This is a genomic window from Algoriphagus sp. AGSA1 (assembly GCF_021390545.1).
Classification (GTDB): domain Bacteria; phylum Bacteroidota; class Bacteroidia; order Cytophagales; family Cyclobacteriaceae; genus Algoriphagus.
This window is the reverse complement of the sequence record NZ_JAJUWR010000063.1, coordinates 1-15,808: the sequence shown is the minus strand read 5'-3', so window position 1 is coordinate 15,808 and position 15,808 is coordinate 1. Positions and strand designations below refer to the sequence as shown.

Here is a 15,808-nt window from a genome sequence, read left to right as displayed (position 1 = left end):
ACTGCCCTTCTCTCCACTAGAATAGTTCAAAAGTATAACTGCTCCTGCAATCAAGGATATAATATAAGCTCAGACTTGCCTCTTTTGCAATCGGGAGACTGCATTATGATTAGTCCAAGTCCGAAGAACTAGTACAGCAAATGGGCTAAGCTTTTTTGTAACCATCAAAGGACAAGACAGACATATAAAAGCCCAGTCCGCTAAGACTGGGACTTGCAATCTCATACTCTCTCTCGTTTATCTCAAAACTTATACATCGCTGTCACGCCAAAAGTAGCCGGATTTCCCAAGTGAGACGGGCCAAAATTGTAGGCGTAATCAATATAGGTGGTATCAAAGATATTCTTGCCCCAAACGGTCAGTTCCATGGAATCAGATACTACTCCAAACTTCACATTGGCAATCTGAAAAGCATCCTGGCTGATTGTGTTCTCCAGATTGAAAAACTGCTCACCGAAGTACAACCACTCCCCTCTCAGCATCCAATCAAGGGAGTTGGAATTGAAAAACCGGGGTGTCCACTGTGCCGCAACCATGGAGGTAATTTCTGGTGTGAAGATCTGCCTGTTTCCTGAGTAATCCACCTCACCGGATTCACCTGGAAGATTCAACTTATCAAAAGTTGCCCGGGTATATCCGAAGCTCCAGTCAAGACTCAAACTGTTTGTAGGTATAGCATTGATTTCCCATTCTACTCCGGTACTGGTCAGGTCTCCCGCATTCTGGGTGACTACGATGGCATCCGGCAAAATCAAACCCGGTACCTGCACATCAGTAATAGTAGTCACGAAAGCGGCTACATTCACCCGCATCTTTCGGTTGAAGAAGTAGTTCTTGCTACCGATTTCCAAATTGTTTGAAAACTCAGGTTCATAGGCAAACAGAGGCGGGTTGCTCGGATCGGAACCGATCTGGGTCAAGCCTCCCGGTCTGAAACCACGGCTGTAGCTTCCGTAGATTTCATTGGTATTGCCCAGCTGATAAGCCAATGCCAGCTTTGGGGAAATGGCATTGTAATCTACTCTCCCGGTAGTATCCGGCTGTGTCACCATGGGATCACCTTGCCCAAAATCCATTTCCTGAGAGACAGTCAGCTTTTTCCTCTCATAATCCGAGCGTAGACCTCCAGTCAGTTTCAACCTTTCCGTCAAACTATAGCTGGCCTGCCCAAAAAACGCCAACCCATAACCTGTCTCCACATTTGTATTTATAGTGGTAAAGTTGGAGATAGGTGAGCCTATCATCGCCGCATCATCACCAAAATAAATCCCTTGCCTGGTAGGAGCCTCGGAATTGAAGCCAAAGAAACCAACCTGCCAATTCAATCGCTGTCCTGTATTAGCTGAAGCCAGCCGGAATTCCTGAGTCCACACCGAAACCGTATTCCAGTTTTTCCCATAATCATTGATTATAGACACCCCATCATTGGGCGAGAAATCACCGTCTATCGGAGTCTTGTAGTAGCGGTAATTGTGCTGATAGGCAGTCTGAGAAGAAAAGTTGAACCTTGGGCCGGAATTCTTCACTACCAACGAGAGGTTTTGGCTATTGTCCACCATTTCTGTAATGGCATTTTGATTGACCTCGAAAGGATTCTCCAATGCGGAGACTGGATCAGGGGCCAAGGTAAAGGGACCATTGTTTCTGCCCGTGTTGCTTTTAAAGTTTAAGATAGCTTCCCAATTTTCAGCAAAAAGGTAATTTAAGTTACCGGCAATCAGCAGGTTTTTTTGTTTATCAAAATTACTGTCGTCGTAAAGATTGGTATAATATCCCCCTAATCTGTCTGACAAAACAGATATACCTCCATACAACTTCTGAGGGATAAGCATGCTTTTTACTCCCGCGGCAAATCTGGTGAATCCGTAATTTCCCACATCGGCACGGACGAAACCCGAAAGCTCATCTGATTTTGGTTTGGTGATGATATTCATCACACCACCCATGGCATTTCTGCCATATAGCGTCCCTTGGGGACCACGAAGCACCTCTATTCTTTCCACATCATTCAGCAGGAAAAAATAGGTGTCCAGTCCAAATTGGTTGACCCCATCCACATACGTCGCCACGGCCGGCTCGTAAGAAGTGGTGGTGATACCACGGATAGACATCACGTTTCGATTATCTCCGGGATTGGAGGTGTAGAGATTGGGAATATAACCTCTGAGGTCCTTTGTCTGCCAAAGGTTCATTTCTTCGACTTTACGGTCATCGATTGCTGACACGCTGAAGGGTACTTTTTGAAGATTTTCGGTCTCCTTCTGGGCAGTTACCATGACTTCCCCTAGCTGTGTTTCAGGCAGGGTATCGTTGGTTTGGGCAAAAGAAATATGTGAAGCAAGGTTGAATCCGGCAGTAAGAACCAGCATTGCCATATTCCGGGTATTGATCATTGACATTAAAGTATTGGGTAGTTTTCATGCGAATTTAAGGATCAAAGCCCTATATCAGATATGTTTTTGGATAAAAACCCTTACACTTACTATAGAAATAAGCGAACAAAAAGGGAAGAAACAGCTGGTATATTTACTAATTTCTCTCCTGATACTAAAACCCATGAGGATATTCATCACCTATTATAAAAGCTGGGCTAAGCAAAAATGATTGTTTGTAGCTGATTTATTAACCAAATTCAAAGCCGGATTAATTATTAGTATTCGTCCATATTTCTGCATTTCGCTACTATACATGCTAACCCTAGAATATCTCCCATTCCTTTTTTTCATCATTGCATTGTTTTACAGCTCGGTTGGATTTGGCGGGGGATCTAGCTACCTGGCACTCATGAGCTTGTTCCTGACAGATTTCCATGAGATCAGGTCAACCGCTTTGCTCTTGAACATTTGCGTAGTCAGTATAGGAACGTTTCTTTTTATCCGGAACAAAGTATTTGATATCAAACTGTTTTGGCCATTTCTGGTATCCAGTATTCCGGTAGCCTACTTGGGAGCCCAATTAAGGCTATCCCAACAGGCCTTCTTTTTGGTTCTGGGCTCAGCACTGATCTTATCCGGAATCGCCATGCTCTTACGCTATATCAAAACCAGACCAGTGTCCAGGGAATTTAGTTTTCCTGCAAAAATAGGGCTTGGAGGAAGTGTAGGACTGCTAGCAGGAGTTTCTGGAATAGGGGGAGGAATTTTCCTTAGTCCTACCTTAAATCTATTGAACTGGGCTAGCCCCCGAACGATAGCCGCCTTAGCCTCCGTTTTCATTTTGGTCAATTCCATTGCAGGATTGGTAGGACTTACTGTTGCGGGCACATTTATGGTTGACCTGAATCTTACCTGGAAATTAATACTTGCAGTGGTTTTAGGTGGAAGTATAGGTTCCTACTTGTCCAATAAGAAATTCAACCTGAGAATACTCGGTGGGCTAACTGCTGTGCTGGTGATCTATGTAGGGCTGAGATTAGTGCTGATGCACGGGTTTGAGATAAATATTTAGCCATTGGTCTATATCCTTACGGCCACCTCATTTTCTTTTGCTCTCTGGGCTAAAAGACCGATGAGGGGCGATGTATTCGAAATAGGTGACCCCAACAAAACCAGCCAACAAATACAAGGAGCTCCCAATTCCTATATAGTTGCCGACGGGGTCAAAACTGGCGGAGGAAACAAAATTCCACTTTGGCTTTTTGGCTTTTTGTATTGAAGTAAGTGTATTCAGAAAATAGTTGAATTTCTTAATCCATTGTTTGTTTTTATTAATTCCGGCATATTTCAATTCACAAACTTCACCTTCTAAAACCTCAAGAAGATAAAATCAGGTGCCCTGTGGTAATAACAGAAAAAGAAGTAAATTAAACTATGGAAAAATACTCTCTTCGGATCAACAACAAGGTTCATGAAATCTCCGCCGAAAGCGAAATGCCTTTACTGTGGGCGATACGGGACTTGGTCGGGCTCAAAGGAACCAAATTTGGTTGCGGGCAGGGACTTTGCGGTGCCTGCACAGTACTGCTGGACGGCTCTCCTATACGCTCCTGCAGTTTTCAGATTTCAGAGGTTGACATCAACGCCAATATTACGACCATCGAGGGACTTTCAGACAACGGAGACCATCCTGTTCAGCAAGCTTGGGTACAGCACGTTGTCCCCCAGTGTGGCTACTGTCAGTCAGGGCAGATCCTAAGTGCTGTTGCGCTTTTAAGCTCAAATCCCAGTCCTTCTGATGAGGAAATAGATACGGCCATGAATGGAAACATATGCCGATGCGGCACCTACAACCGTATTAAAGAAGCCATACACACTGCATCCAACTCATTGAAATAACCACAGATGTTCACAAAATTTCTTTCCCGCAAAAAACAGGATCCAGAGAATTTAAGCAAGGTCTATATCCCTTCCCGAAGGGAATTCCTGAAAATCGGTGGCTTGGCCACCGGTGGTTTCCTTTTAGGAGTGAATTTTCAATGCAGCAGCCCTAAAGGTGATCCCATTACCTTTGCCCCTAATGCTTACCTGATCCTTGATTCCGACAATCAGGTAACCTTGATTGCCCATAGATCAGAAATGGGTACAGGTATCCGTACCTCTCTTCCGATGATTATCGCAGATGAATTGGGAGCCGACTGGGCTAAGGTAAAAATCATCCAGGCCGAGGGAGACAACGAAAAATACGGAGATCAAAATACCGATGGATCCTATTCCGTCCGCATGTTTTTTGAACCGATGCGGCAAGCAGGTGCCACTGCCAGATTGATGCTTATCAGTGCTGCCGCCGGAAAATGGGGAGTAGATCCATCCGAATGCCGCACTGAAAAGGGCCAAGTCATTCATTCGGGCGGAAAAAAGGTTGATTTCGGAGAGTTGATTGAAGAGCTGAAAAACCAAGAAATCCCTAACCCAGAGGACGTCAAACTAAAAAACCTGAAGGATTATAAGCTCATAGGAAAGGATGTGCCGATATATGATGCCAAAAATATTGCCATAGGAAAGGCCGTTTTCGGAGCTGACGTAGATATCCCGGGATTGAAAATCGCAGTGATCCGGAGAAGTCCCGTGATCGGAGCAAAAGTTGTTTTATTTTCGGATGAAAAAGCGTTGGCTGTCCCCGGGGTAAGCCACGTGATAAAAATAGATGGACAAGGAATTCCCACCGGTTTGGATAAGGCACTGGAAGGTGTCGCAGTACTTGCAGACAATACCTGGGCTGCTATGCAGGGAAGAAAAGCACTGGAAGTAGAATGGGACTTAGGGCCAAATCAAAATTACAGCTCAGCCAAACAACTGGAGGAGATGGTCAAAAGTACATTGACCAATGGACAGATCCGCCGGGAAAAAGGCGATTTTTCCAGTGCTCAACGAAAAGCAACAACTGTATTGGAAAGAAGTTTTGTGGCTCCCTATTATGCCCATGCTACTATGGAACCTCCTGTGGCAATTGCCAACTGGAAAGCGGACTTCTGTGAAATATGGGCTCCTACCCAACACCCGCAATGGGCGAGAACAGCCGTGGCTACCGCATTGGGTATGCCTGAAGAACAGGTGAGGGTAAATGTGACTCTTCTGGGAGGAGGTTTTGGCAGAAAATCAAAACCGGACTTTATAGTGGAAGCAGCCCTGCTCTCCAAAGCCGCCCAAGCTCCTGTGAGAGTTCAGTGGACAAGAGAGGATGATATTCACCATGATTTTTACCACTCTTTGAGTGCTCAGCGCATAAAAGTCACATTGGATAGCGAAGGTAAGTTCAGTGGATGGAACCACCATACCGTATTCCCGGCCATCGGAGCGACCGGCAATCCGGATGAACTGCATCCCTCAGATGGAGAACTGGGGCTGGGTTGCATAGATTTCCCTTTTGAAGTACCTAATATTCGAATTGAAACCCATGAATCCAAAGCGCACACCCGCATAGGGTGGTTAAGATCCGTAAGTAATATCCATCACTCTTTTGCTGTAAACGGAATGCTCGATGAAGTGGCCGAAGCGCGGGGCATGGATCCGGTAGATATGCTGTTGGATTTACTCGGGGAAGACAGAAATATTTCTTTTGAAGAAGAGATAAAAGGTACTTTCGGCAATTATGGAGAACCTATTGAGAAATTTCCCTGGAACACCGGCCGTCTAAAAAATGTAATTCGCAGAGTGGCACAAGAGGCAAATTGGAAGGAATTACTGGCGCAGGGAAAAAACGTTGGATTTGCGGCTCATAAAAGCTTCCTGACCTATGTTGCCTGTATCGTCGAAGTAGATAAAGACGCTAATGGTGAATTGCTGATACCTAACGTTCATTACGTGGTAGATTGTGGAGTGCCTGTAAATACAGATAGAATCCGTTCTCAATTTGAAGGCGGAGCCCAATTTGCCACCAGCTTAGCCACTACTTCAGCCATATCATTCGAAAACGGACAGGTTCAACAAAATAATTTTGATGGGTATCAAGTCATCCGAATGTCCCAGTCTCCTAAAAAAATCCATGTACATATCATTGAAAGCACAGAAAAGCCCACGGGTGTAGGCGAACCACCTGTACCTCCATTTATCCCTGCATTGTGCAATGCAGTATATAAAATGACAGGGAAGCGGATTTATGAATTACCGTTTAAGATTTGACATAATTAAGGCCGGACAATCCGGCCTTAATTATTATTTGTCGGCATCTTATCTCTTAGAAATATAAGGAAATCCGGAAAGGGAGGTCGTGTTAATCGCTTCTTTGCTCCGTCATCTACGGGTTGCACCCGTGGCTACGCCACTGAGAAGTTTGATCCTCGCGGATCTGCTTTATGCGTGCTGCGGCTTTCATATATTTTAGTGGGTTAATGATTATTGTTCTAGAAAATTATTTTCGATTCTTATCACATTCTTCCCCGATGACTTCTTTGAAAATATTGAGGTATTTAATGTTATCGTTCTGTAACTCGATGATTTTTGGAAGAAATGCTGAGCTTTCTGTAACTCCCGATTCCATTATGATATGTAATAGTTGGTTAATAGCTTCATTTCTTTGATCTTGTTCCTGAATGAATTTTTTTAAGAGTATGAGCCATTCCTGACCTAATCCAGAATAAATCATATTGCTATTATCGGATACTGTACAGTTTCGGATGAAATTGATTGTGTTGAATTGAGTTGCCATATTGTTTGGATTTGCGGTTTTAAGCCTTAAGAGTTTAAACTACCTGTAGTTCTAGTGCTTTTTGCTGTTCGATTAAGATTTGAATTTCCCGGTAGAGTTCTTCTTCATTTTCCCATTGATGGGTGAATCCAGCAATCAGTTTGCGGTTGATTTCCAGCGATTGGAGTAATAAGTCCATCACTTTGGATGCAGATTCAGGAAGATGTAAATGAATATCTCTACCTCTGTTGACAGGTGAATCGCAAAGATTGCCTAGTTGAATCACGATTGGTTGCATGGCTTTTTCGATTTGTTTAAAGCCAATTTCCACGATATCAAAGGGATAGTCTATTCCTAAAAAGGATGAATTAGAAAGGGTTTAGGAATAAATTATTCTGAAAATATTCTGCTTGAGGCCCGTGATTTGGCTAAAGCCAGAGACTGGAGAGAATTCTTTATTGGGATGGGCTAAAGCCATATTCCTATTGATTATTGATCAATTCCAGCATTTAAATTGCCTCCTGCTTTAGCTGGGAGGCAAAAAGGCAAAAACGAGTTGGTGGGCTTTAGCCCAATCAATCAGTTTCATCAGACAAAAAGTGTCGGGCAAATTTGACCTTTTCTTGGATCATACTCTCCAATGGAATAATTTAGTTTATTCCCTTTCGGGAGAAATCCTTATTTTTCCATTGTACTTTACAGACTATGAACGAAAAAATCCACCACGGCAGAAATATCAAGCGATTCCGTGAAATGATGGGCATCAAGCAGGAAGCCTTGGCCCATGAACTCGGGGATGATTGGTCACAAAAAAAGATCAGTCTACTTGAGCAAAAAGAAGAAGTCGAAGAAGAACTTCTGCGTCAAGTCGGTGAGATTCTCAGAATTCCAGTTGAGGCCTTCCAGAATTTTGATGAGGAACAGGCGATTACAGTAATCTCAAGCACATTCAATGACAATTCTTCTGTAGTTAATAACAATCCGACATTCCATCCAATCGACAAACTTATCCAACTCCACGAAGAGAAAATCGCACTTTACGAGCGAATGCTTAAAGAAAAGGATGAGATGATGGCGAGATTGGAGAAGTTGTTGAATAAATAAGGATCTTAATCCTACAATCTAGAAGCCTTTCTGTTATTCAGATGGGCTTTTTGGTTTTGGATCAGTTCGACACCCTCCGGGGTCGTAAGGATTTTGTAGTTATTTCCTTATCCACGGGTTTCACCCGCGGTTATTTAGAAGTTTGACCCCCTTCGGGGTCGGGAATTGAAATATCAATTATTGGGAATAATGACCACGGAGTGGTCAAACCTTTCAATAACCCTAGGTTGCACCTAGGGAAATGAAGGTCAAGATGGAGGTGGGCAACCCCGAAGGGTGTTGAACTTTTTGAAAATGGAATTTTTAAACCCAAGGAGAAGATGTAATAAAACAGCCAAATCAACAGCTTAAAGCTTCTTTGATTTGGCTTCAGATTAGTATCAATTTGTTTATTTATAAGCTTCTACTCATCATAGCAAACAGTGGTTTACAGTTATATTATACAAGAGTTATTCCTGGTAGAATATTCAGCTTTACAGTCTTTTATCCTGTAAAAACCCAAGTATCAATCCTATTTATAGGGAGAAACAATCGCTAACACCGAAAATATTTTCCCACTTTAAAGCTCACTAAACCAGTCCATTAGTCATAAAAAAGCATCCGTGTCACCTATAACAATTTCCTATCTCCCAACTTCTTAAAAAACTCGTCTCTATAATTCCGACTGATCGGATATAAATCTTTTCCAATCAAGATTTCATTGGACTGGACTTCATCGATATGTCGCATATTAATAATGAAGGAACGGTGAATGCGTACAAATTCCGCTGGCAACGCATTGGCAATCCCGGTGAGGGAGACCAACGACATCACTTTTCTAGTTGGTGTGATGATCTTGATATATTCCCGCTGAGCTTCGATTGCCTCCACTTCTGCAAAGAGAAATTTCACAATTCTCGTATCAGTCTTAATGAAAAAGTAATCGGGCTTATCAAAAATTTCCTCACCCACTACTTGTACCGAAAGGTATTCCATAGCTTTATCAATTGCCTTTCTGAATCGGTCAAAAGAAACCGGTTTCATCAGGTAGTCAATCACATCCAGCTCATAGCCCTTCACCGCATATTCTTCATAGGCTGTTACGAATATGGTGAGTGGTTTATCCGTCAATTCACTCAGCAAATCCAACCCTGTCATCAGAGGCATGCGGATATCCAGCAAAAGGATATCCACAGGATTTTCCCTCAGAAACGCCATCGCTTCCTCCCCATTACCGCACACAGCCGCCAATTCCAGATTTGCAACTTTGGACACGTAGTCCGAAAGCAATTTCCTTGCTGGTGGCTCATCGTCGACAATTAGTATTCGGTACTTCATTTTAAGTCTATGGTTAGTTTCACTTCAAAGGAAGTAGCGTTCTGTTCCATAAGCAGCTCATGCTTTCCCGGATAGATCAGATTCAACCTCTTCTTCACATTTGTCAGCCCTACCCCACTCTCTTCTTCCGCCGTTTTCCGGGCATCGATTACATCATTTTTGATATAGAAAAACAGCTGGTCACCGGCGTTGATATGCAGATTTATCTCTATGGATCCATCGATGGTGTTGCCGTGTTTAAAGGCATTTTCCAGGAAAACAAGAAAGATCAAATGGGCAATTTCATGGCTTTCCCGTACCCCTTTATGTTTGAAAATTATAACAGGATTTTCATCTAGCTTGAGTCTCCAAAGCTCTATGAAATTTTCCATAAAGGAGATTTCTTTGGAAAGCGAAACAAACATACCCTGATCTTCATAGAGCATATGGCGCATCATTCCGGACAGCTTCATGATCGCCGGTGCGGTGTTGCTATCGCTGAAATAAGCCATGGAATAAATATTATTCAGGGTATTAAAGAGAAAATGCGGACTGAGTTGAAGTTTCAGAAACTTCAGCTCAGACGCCAACTGGTTGTTTCTTAGTTCCATTTCATTTCTCTGTGCTTTGATGAGATTGGCAAAAAACCAGATCACTGTAGAGATCAGGTAAAAACCAATAGCCGGTACCGATCTGATAAAATAAGTATAGGTAACAGACATATGGCTCATCCCGAGAAAATAGACCCTCAAAAACACAATAATGACCACCAAGGCGATAGATGCCAAAATGTAGGCTGAATATCTACTTTTTTTATAAAGCCGTGGCAGGAGTAAATAATAATTGATATATGCTATAGATGAAGAAGTCAGCACATCAGAGATCACGGCCTTCCACACAGCATCGGGAGATCTGGTCCAGTTACTAAGTGAGGCAAATAATATCACCCCATAGCAAATCCAGAAAAGGACATGCAGCGCATAGAATGCCGGACGCGATATTACATTGTTTTTCATACTCGAAATTTAGACTTTTAAATAACACCAAATCCCAGAGATCATCCAACTGACAATTGTGATCTATAGAATACCTCTTTTATCCAATAAGTGTTAAAAAAAGTCTATATAAAAAACCTCCTTTTTCATTCGTAGATCAAATCTGTTATCTGGATGAGAGAACCTGGCTGTCTATAGATTTCATCCAAACCCCAGGATATTTTTCCGTCTATTTAGTATAATCAATTCATATAGACTATGAAGTATTTCCTCTTATTCCTATTCCTTTTTAGCTCTTTAAGTTGTGTCAGCAACACACATATCGCCTAAAAATATAAAGCGAGATCAGAAAACCTTATGATCCAAACTGTAACCAAGATACACCGAAAAATCAAAACTGAAGTACCGTCAAGTTCCGCAGCGAAGAGAATCAGTACGGATTTTCTGAAGCTGCTGGAAAGTCAATTTCCTATAACTGATCTGCGTACCAATTTAAAGCTAAGATCAGCCTCGGATTTTGCGGAAAAACTATGCGTTCATGTAAACCATCTCAATAGAACCGTAAACGCAATCTTTAACAAACCAACGTCAGTCATCATACGGGACAGAATTCTTGTCGAATCCAAGCGGCTGTTGGAGCAAAGCGACTGGAATGTCTCTGAAATATCCTATGCATTGGGATTCACAGAAGTGACACATTTCAATAACTTTTTCAAGAAAGCCATGAATATGAATCCAACTCAATACCGAAAATCACTAACAGAAACTAAAACATAGATAGATTAGGTAACCAGAAAGACCAAGTCCAGGTGGGCTTGGCTTTTTTAAAGCTAACCTCATACATCATCTTGTGAGCCCTATAGCATGTACGTTAAACAAAACCTTTGATAGATAACTCACTTGAGGTAACTTTTAGGAATCACAACATCAACCCAAAATAAACACTGAATGAAAAATGCACTTATAGCTTTTCTGTTTCTTTGCCTTGGCACAACCCCTAGTTTTTCCCAAAGCAATCGCGTAATCAATCTTTTCCCGGAAGGAACCGTGCTTCATGGCAACATCGCCTACCAAAATGACACTTTAAAAAAACACTTGTTGGACATTTATTTACCGGGAAATGCCATTGAAAAAGTTCCTTTGGTGGTATTCATCCATGGGGGAGCCTGGCTGAGCAACGACAAATATGCGGACATGGGCTATATGAAAGAAACCATTTCGGAAATCATCGAAAGTGGCTATGCCTTGGCCTCCATCGATTATCGTTTTAGCACACAAGCAGTTTTCCCGGCTCAAATGCGGGACTGCAATGCGGCCATTTCTTATTTGGTTGACAATGCTGATACCTACGGATTTGATATTGAGCGCATGGTGGTCATGGGCTTTTCTGCCGGAGGGCATCTGGCCTCCATGGTGGGATTGGCCAAGAACAACAATGTGGATGCTTTTTTCTTACCGGAAAGCAACAAGGATTTCCACTTTAAAGGTGTGGTGGATTTCTATGGTCCGGCAGATTTGACCCTTTTCCCGGGTGCAAATGATGCCGGCTCTCCCGAAGGAATCTTGATCGGAGCAGCTCCGCTCGATAGGCCGGACTTGGCAAAAGCCGCAAGTCCTGTTAGTTATGTAGATGAAAATGATCCTCCTTTTCTGATTATTCATGGAGAGAAAGACGATATGGTCTCCCCCAGGCAATCTCATTTGTTAAGTTCTTGGCTCACTGTGAAAGGCGTCCCCAATGAACTGATTATTGTCAAAGATGCTCCCCACTTCGGGCCTATGTTTGACGCAGAGGAAATCAGAACGAAAGTGATGGCCTTTTTGCGAAAAAGTCTGGATTGAAAATCCGTGAACCGAAATTTTGGTGTGTTGGAAAATGCTGTTTCCAAAGCGATGGAAGCCCAATACCAATCAACCCTTTGTCAATCTGCTGAATAGCTAGTTGAACCCGAAATATACATTAGCAATTCTATTACAGCCATTAATTGCTTCAAAATCAGTCATTATATTGCTGTTTTCAACTTCACCATATCCGCCGCGGCGGACTCAGTTTCCAAACAGCCTGATTTTCTTGCAATTAATACCTTCATAACGAAACCTAATGCATAATCCGGGTTGAAATTAGAATCCATTTAAATAGTCCAATTCAGCGGAAGAAAATGCGCTTCGTTTGATTTTCGTAAGCATCATTCCTTGTAAATAACTAATTTAGAGACAAATACAACACTTATGGCACAGTATAATTTAAATATCAACGGAAAATCCATGAATGTAGATGTAGATCCCAATACTCCTTTGTTATGGGTTTTGCGAGATCATCTGGATCTAGTGGGTACCAAATTCGGCTGCGGTATAGCACAATGCGGTGCATGTACAGTCCATGTAGAAGGAGAGGCAGTTAGGTCATGTTCCTATCCTGTCAGTGTGGTTGAAGATAAAAAAGTGGTTACCATAGAAGGTTTGTCAGAAACCGGTGATCATCCTGTACAAAAAGCATGGCTAGCCCATGATGTGCCCCAATGCGGTTATTGTCAGACAGGGCAAATCATGTCAGCAGCAGCACTGCTTAAGAAAAATCCAACACCTAGTGATGGGGATATAGATAATGCCATGGACGGGAATATCTGTCGCTGCGGAACATACACACGAATCAAAGCTGCGATCAAAACAGCATCCCAAAACATCTAATCTGCCACAATCATGACATTACTTGATAAAAAAATAAATAGAAGATCTTTCTTGAAAGTCTCTACACTGGCCAGTGGGGGAATGATGCTGAGCTTTAGTTGGCTGGCCGGGTGTAAACCTACTGCTGAAGAAGTGCTGACTATGCCTGATGAGTGGTTTGAGATCAACAGCTATATCAAAATCGGTGAAAATGGAGCTGTTACCTTATTTAACCCAAATCCTGAATTCGGTTCAAATGTAAAAACTTCCCTCCCTATGCTTCTTGCGGAAGAGCTGGATGTTGATTGGAAAAACGTCTTTGTGGAACAGGCAGACTTCTACCCTAAGCGCTTCGAACGACAATTTACCGGAGGAAGTCAGGGAGTTAGGTCAGGGTGGATACCACTTCGTACAGCTGGAGCCACAGCAAGACATCTCTTAGTCGCTGCCGCTGCCCAAACCTGGAAGGTACCTGCCGCTGAAATCACCACCAATGCCGGAACAATCGAACATAAATCCTCAGGGAAAAAAGCCGGATACGGTGAAATGGCTTCTCTAGCAGGAACCTTGGAAGCTCCGGATCCTGAAACTGTGAAGCTGAAGGAAATTAAGGATTTCAAGATAATCGGCAACTCCAAAAAGAATGTGGATGGCTCCAAGATCGTGACAGGTAAGCCTATGTTTGCCTTAGACCACAAAGTAGAAGGAATGAAATATGCGGCCATAGTTCATCCTCCTGCTTTTGGAATGAAGCTCAAATCCTTTGAAAAAAGCTCTGTGACAGAAATGTCAGGAATTCAAGACGTTTTTGTAATCAACGTCTTCAAGGATGATTATGCCAGACATAATTTTGACACGACCACTTTCCCGGAGATTATCGCCATCGTGGGAAATTCTACATGGGAGGTACTCCAAGCTAAGAAAAATCTCAAAGCCGACTGGGAAAAGGCGCCAGAAAGCACTTTCCCTATGGCCGGAAGAGATGGTCAAACTACTAAAATCAATGTGCCGGCAGGCTTGGAAAATTCCAGTACACACAAAGAAAAAATGGCTGAGTACATTACTAAGCCAGGAAATGTACTTCGAAAAGACGGGGATCCGGAAGGCGCTTTCAAAGTGGCGGCCAGAGTTCTTGAGAGAACCTACACTGCCCCTTTCCTGGCACATAATACCATGGAACCTGTAAATTGCTTTGCGGATGTCAAAGGCAATAAAGCAGTTATTTACGGCCCTTCTCAAATACCTGACTTTATCATGGGCGCCCTTGTCAGTAGTTTGGGGATCGAAAAAGAAAACATCCAGATCAATCTCGCCCGTATGGGTGGTGGTTTTGGACGTAGGGCATACAGCCATCATATGGTGGAAACAGCATTGATCTCGCAAAAAATCCAAGCCCCAGTCAAAATGATCTATACCCGGGAAGATGATATGACTTCCGGCGTTTACAGGCCAACTTACTCGGCCACTTACCGTGCTGCTCTGGATGAAGACAATATGCTACTTGCACTTCATGTGAAGGCTGGCGGGATCCCAGAATCTCCAATCCACGCAAATAGATTTCCTGCCGGAGCTATTGACAATTACCTGGCTGAAGGATGGCAGATCGAATCAAATATCACCATCGGTGCTTTCCGTGCGCCACGATCCAACTTTATTGCAGGGGCAGAGCAGAGTTTTCTGGATGAACTCGCAGAAGAAATGGGGAAAGATCCGATTGATTTCCGGCTAGAGTTACTGAAAAGAGCTGAAACCAATCCTGTGGGAACAGATAACGATTACGATCCTAAACGCTATGCAGGAGTATTGGAATTGGTGAGGGAAAAATCAGGTTGGGATACTGTCAAATCAAATTTTTACCGAGGTGTTTCTGCCTATTTCTGTCACAATTCTTATGTCGCAGAGGTAATAGATATTACTATCAAAGACAATCAACCGGTGGTAGAAAATGTGTATGCGGCGGTAGATTGTGGCATTGTGGTCAATCCTGATGCCGCAGCAAATATGGGGGAAGGGGCGATTGTAGATGGAATAGGTAATGCTTTCTATGGGGAAATGACTTTTGAAAACGGAGCGCCGACCAAGACAAACTTTGACAAGTATCGAATGATCCGACACAGTGAAGCACCGAAGAAAATCGAGGTGCATTTTGTGCAAAACAATGAAGATCCTACCGGATTAGGTGAACCACTCTTCCCTCCTGTTTTCGCTGCTTTGGGCAATTCTCTCTACAAGGCAACCGGCAAGCGACTTTACGAGCAGCCGTTCCAGCCACAAATCATGCAGATGGAAAATCTGAGAATGTAACTCGTTTGCACATTAAATGGCTCGCGACTATGTCAATTATTTGTCTTTTAAAGCCCACCTGCCGACAGGCTCGATTTCATCGCAAAGGATGTAAAACCCGGAGGGTTGCAACCATTCATAACCCTCGGCAAAGCCGGGGGTAGGCAGATAACAACAAACTTTACAGCCTTGGGAGGGTCGAAACCAGGTGCTATTTCAAAAAGTCTTTCTTAATAAATATATCGCCCTTTCAGGGCTGGCCAACTGCTTTATTTCCAGCACCCTGCACTTCGTCCAGGGTCAATCGGGTAGGAAGCGGCTTTCACCGCTGTCCCCCCACACCACCCGGCATACGTCTATCGTACCAAGGCGGTTTCTATAGATTAGAACCTGTTCATGCG

13 protein-coding genes are annotated in these 15,808 nt (G+C 43.1%); 8 read left to right on the top strand and 5 right to left on the bottom strand.

Annotated features, from left to right (window positions below; translation table 11 throughout):
- Window positions 1–242: 242 nt before the first annotated feature.
- Complete coding sequence (locus LZF95_RS25930; RefSeq protein ID WP_233758397.1) at window positions 243–2,399, bottom strand: TonB-dependent receptor; 2,157 nt, start codon at window positions 2,397–2,399, stop codon at window positions 243–245.
- A gap of 289 nt (window positions 2,400–2,688) precedes the next feature.
- On the opposite strand from LZF95_RS25930, the gene LZF95_RS25925 reads away from it, so the two are divergent.
- The 3 genes from LZF95_RS25925 (at window position 2,689) to LZF95_RS25915 (ending at window position 6,557) form a co-directional block, all read left to right on the top strand.
- On the top strand, window positions 2,689–3,447 hold the full coding sequence (locus LZF95_RS25925) for a sulfite exporter TauE/SafE family protein (protein WP_233758395.1): 759 nt from the start codon (window positions 2,689–2,691) through the stop codon (window positions 3,445–3,447).
- A 362-nt stretch (window positions 3,448–3,809) separates the two neighbouring features.
- The gene (locus tag LZF95_RS25920) at window positions 3,810–4,274 is read left to right on the top strand and encodes a (2Fe-2S)-binding protein (RefSeq protein WP_233758394.1); all 465 of its coding nucleotides are present in this window, start codon (window positions 3,810–3,812) and stop codon (window positions 4,272–4,274) included.
- Between the two features lie 6 nt (window positions 4,275–4,280).
- Window positions 4,281–6,557 carry a molybdopterin cofactor-binding domain-containing protein gene (locus tag LZF95_RS25915; RefSeq protein ID WP_233758393.1) on the top strand — a complete coding sequence of 759 codons (2,277 nt, stop codon included), beginning with the start codon at window positions 4,281–4,283 and terminating at the stop codon, window positions 6,555–6,557.
- A gap of 229 nt (window positions 6,558–6,786) precedes the next feature.
- Here LZF95_RS25915 and LZF95_RS25910 read toward each other — a convergent pair whose 3' ends face one another.
- A complete protein-coding gene (locus LZF95_RS25910) occupies window positions 6,787–7,083 on the bottom strand; it encodes a hypothetical protein (protein WP_233758392.1) in 297 nt (98 codons plus the stop codon).
- Window positions 7,084–7,117: 34 nt separating this feature from the next.
- Window positions 7,118–7,360 carry a hypothetical protein gene (locus tag LZF95_RS25905; protein ID WP_233758391.1) on the bottom strand — a complete coding sequence of 81 codons (243 nt, stop codon included), beginning with the start codon at window positions 7,358–7,360 and terminating at the stop codon, window positions 7,118–7,120.
- Between the two features lie 407 nt (window positions 7,361–7,767).
- Here LZF95_RS25905 and LZF95_RS25900 point away from each other — a divergent pair, with 407 nt between their 5' ends.
- Entirely contained in the window at window positions 7,768–8,166 is a 399-nt protein-coding gene (locus LZF95_RS25900; protein ID WP_233758390.1) for an XRE family transcriptional regulator, read from the top strand.
- A gap of 609 nt (window positions 8,167–8,775) precedes the next feature.
- On the opposite strand, the gene LZF95_RS25895 is transcribed toward LZF95_RS25900, so the two are convergent.
- Window positions 8,776–9,483, bottom strand: a complete 708-nt coding sequence (locus tag LZF95_RS25895) for a LytTR family DNA-binding domain-containing protein (RefSeq protein ID WP_233758389.1) — start codon at window positions 9,481–9,483, stop codon at window positions 8,776–8,778.
- On the bottom strand, window positions 9,480–10,478 hold the full coding sequence (locus LZF95_RS25890) for a sensor histidine kinase (protein ID WP_233758388.1): 999 nt from the start codon (window positions 10,476–10,478) through the stop codon (window positions 9,480–9,482). The genes LZF95_RS25895 and LZF95_RS25890 overlap by 4 nt, the downstream gene beginning before the upstream one ends.
- Window positions 10,479–10,814: 336 nt before the next feature.
- On the opposite strand from LZF95_RS25890, the gene LZF95_RS25885 reads away from it, so the two are divergent.
- The 4 genes from LZF95_RS25885 to LZF95_RS25870 all read left to right on the top strand — a co-directional run bounded on the left by LZF95_RS25885 (window position 10,815) and on the right by LZF95_RS25870 (window position 15,428).
- Window positions 10,815–11,234, top strand: a complete 420-nt coding sequence (locus LZF95_RS25885; RefSeq protein WP_233758387.1) for an AraC family transcriptional regulator — start codon at window positions 10,815–10,817, stop codon at window positions 11,232–11,234.
- A gap of 171 nt (window positions 11,235–11,405) precedes the next feature.
- Window positions 11,406–12,299, top strand: coding sequence for an alpha/beta hydrolase (locus LZF95_RS25880; protein ID WP_233758386.1), 894 nt, complete (start codon window positions 11,406–11,408; stop codon window positions 12,297–12,299).
- 387 nt (window positions 12,300–12,686) lie between these two features.
- Entirely contained in the window at window positions 12,687–13,145 is a 459-nt protein-coding gene (locus LZF95_RS25875; protein ID WP_233758384.1) for a (2Fe-2S)-binding protein, read from the top strand.
- Window positions 13,146–13,157: 12 nt separating this feature from the next.
- Window positions 13,158–15,428: a molybdopterin cofactor-binding domain-containing protein gene (locus LZF95_RS25870; RefSeq protein WP_233758382.1), complete on the top strand. Its 2,271-nt coding sequence runs from the start codon at window positions 13,158–13,160 to the stop codon at window positions 15,426–15,428.
- The last annotated feature ends 380 nt before the right edge of the window (window positions 15,429–15,808 follow it).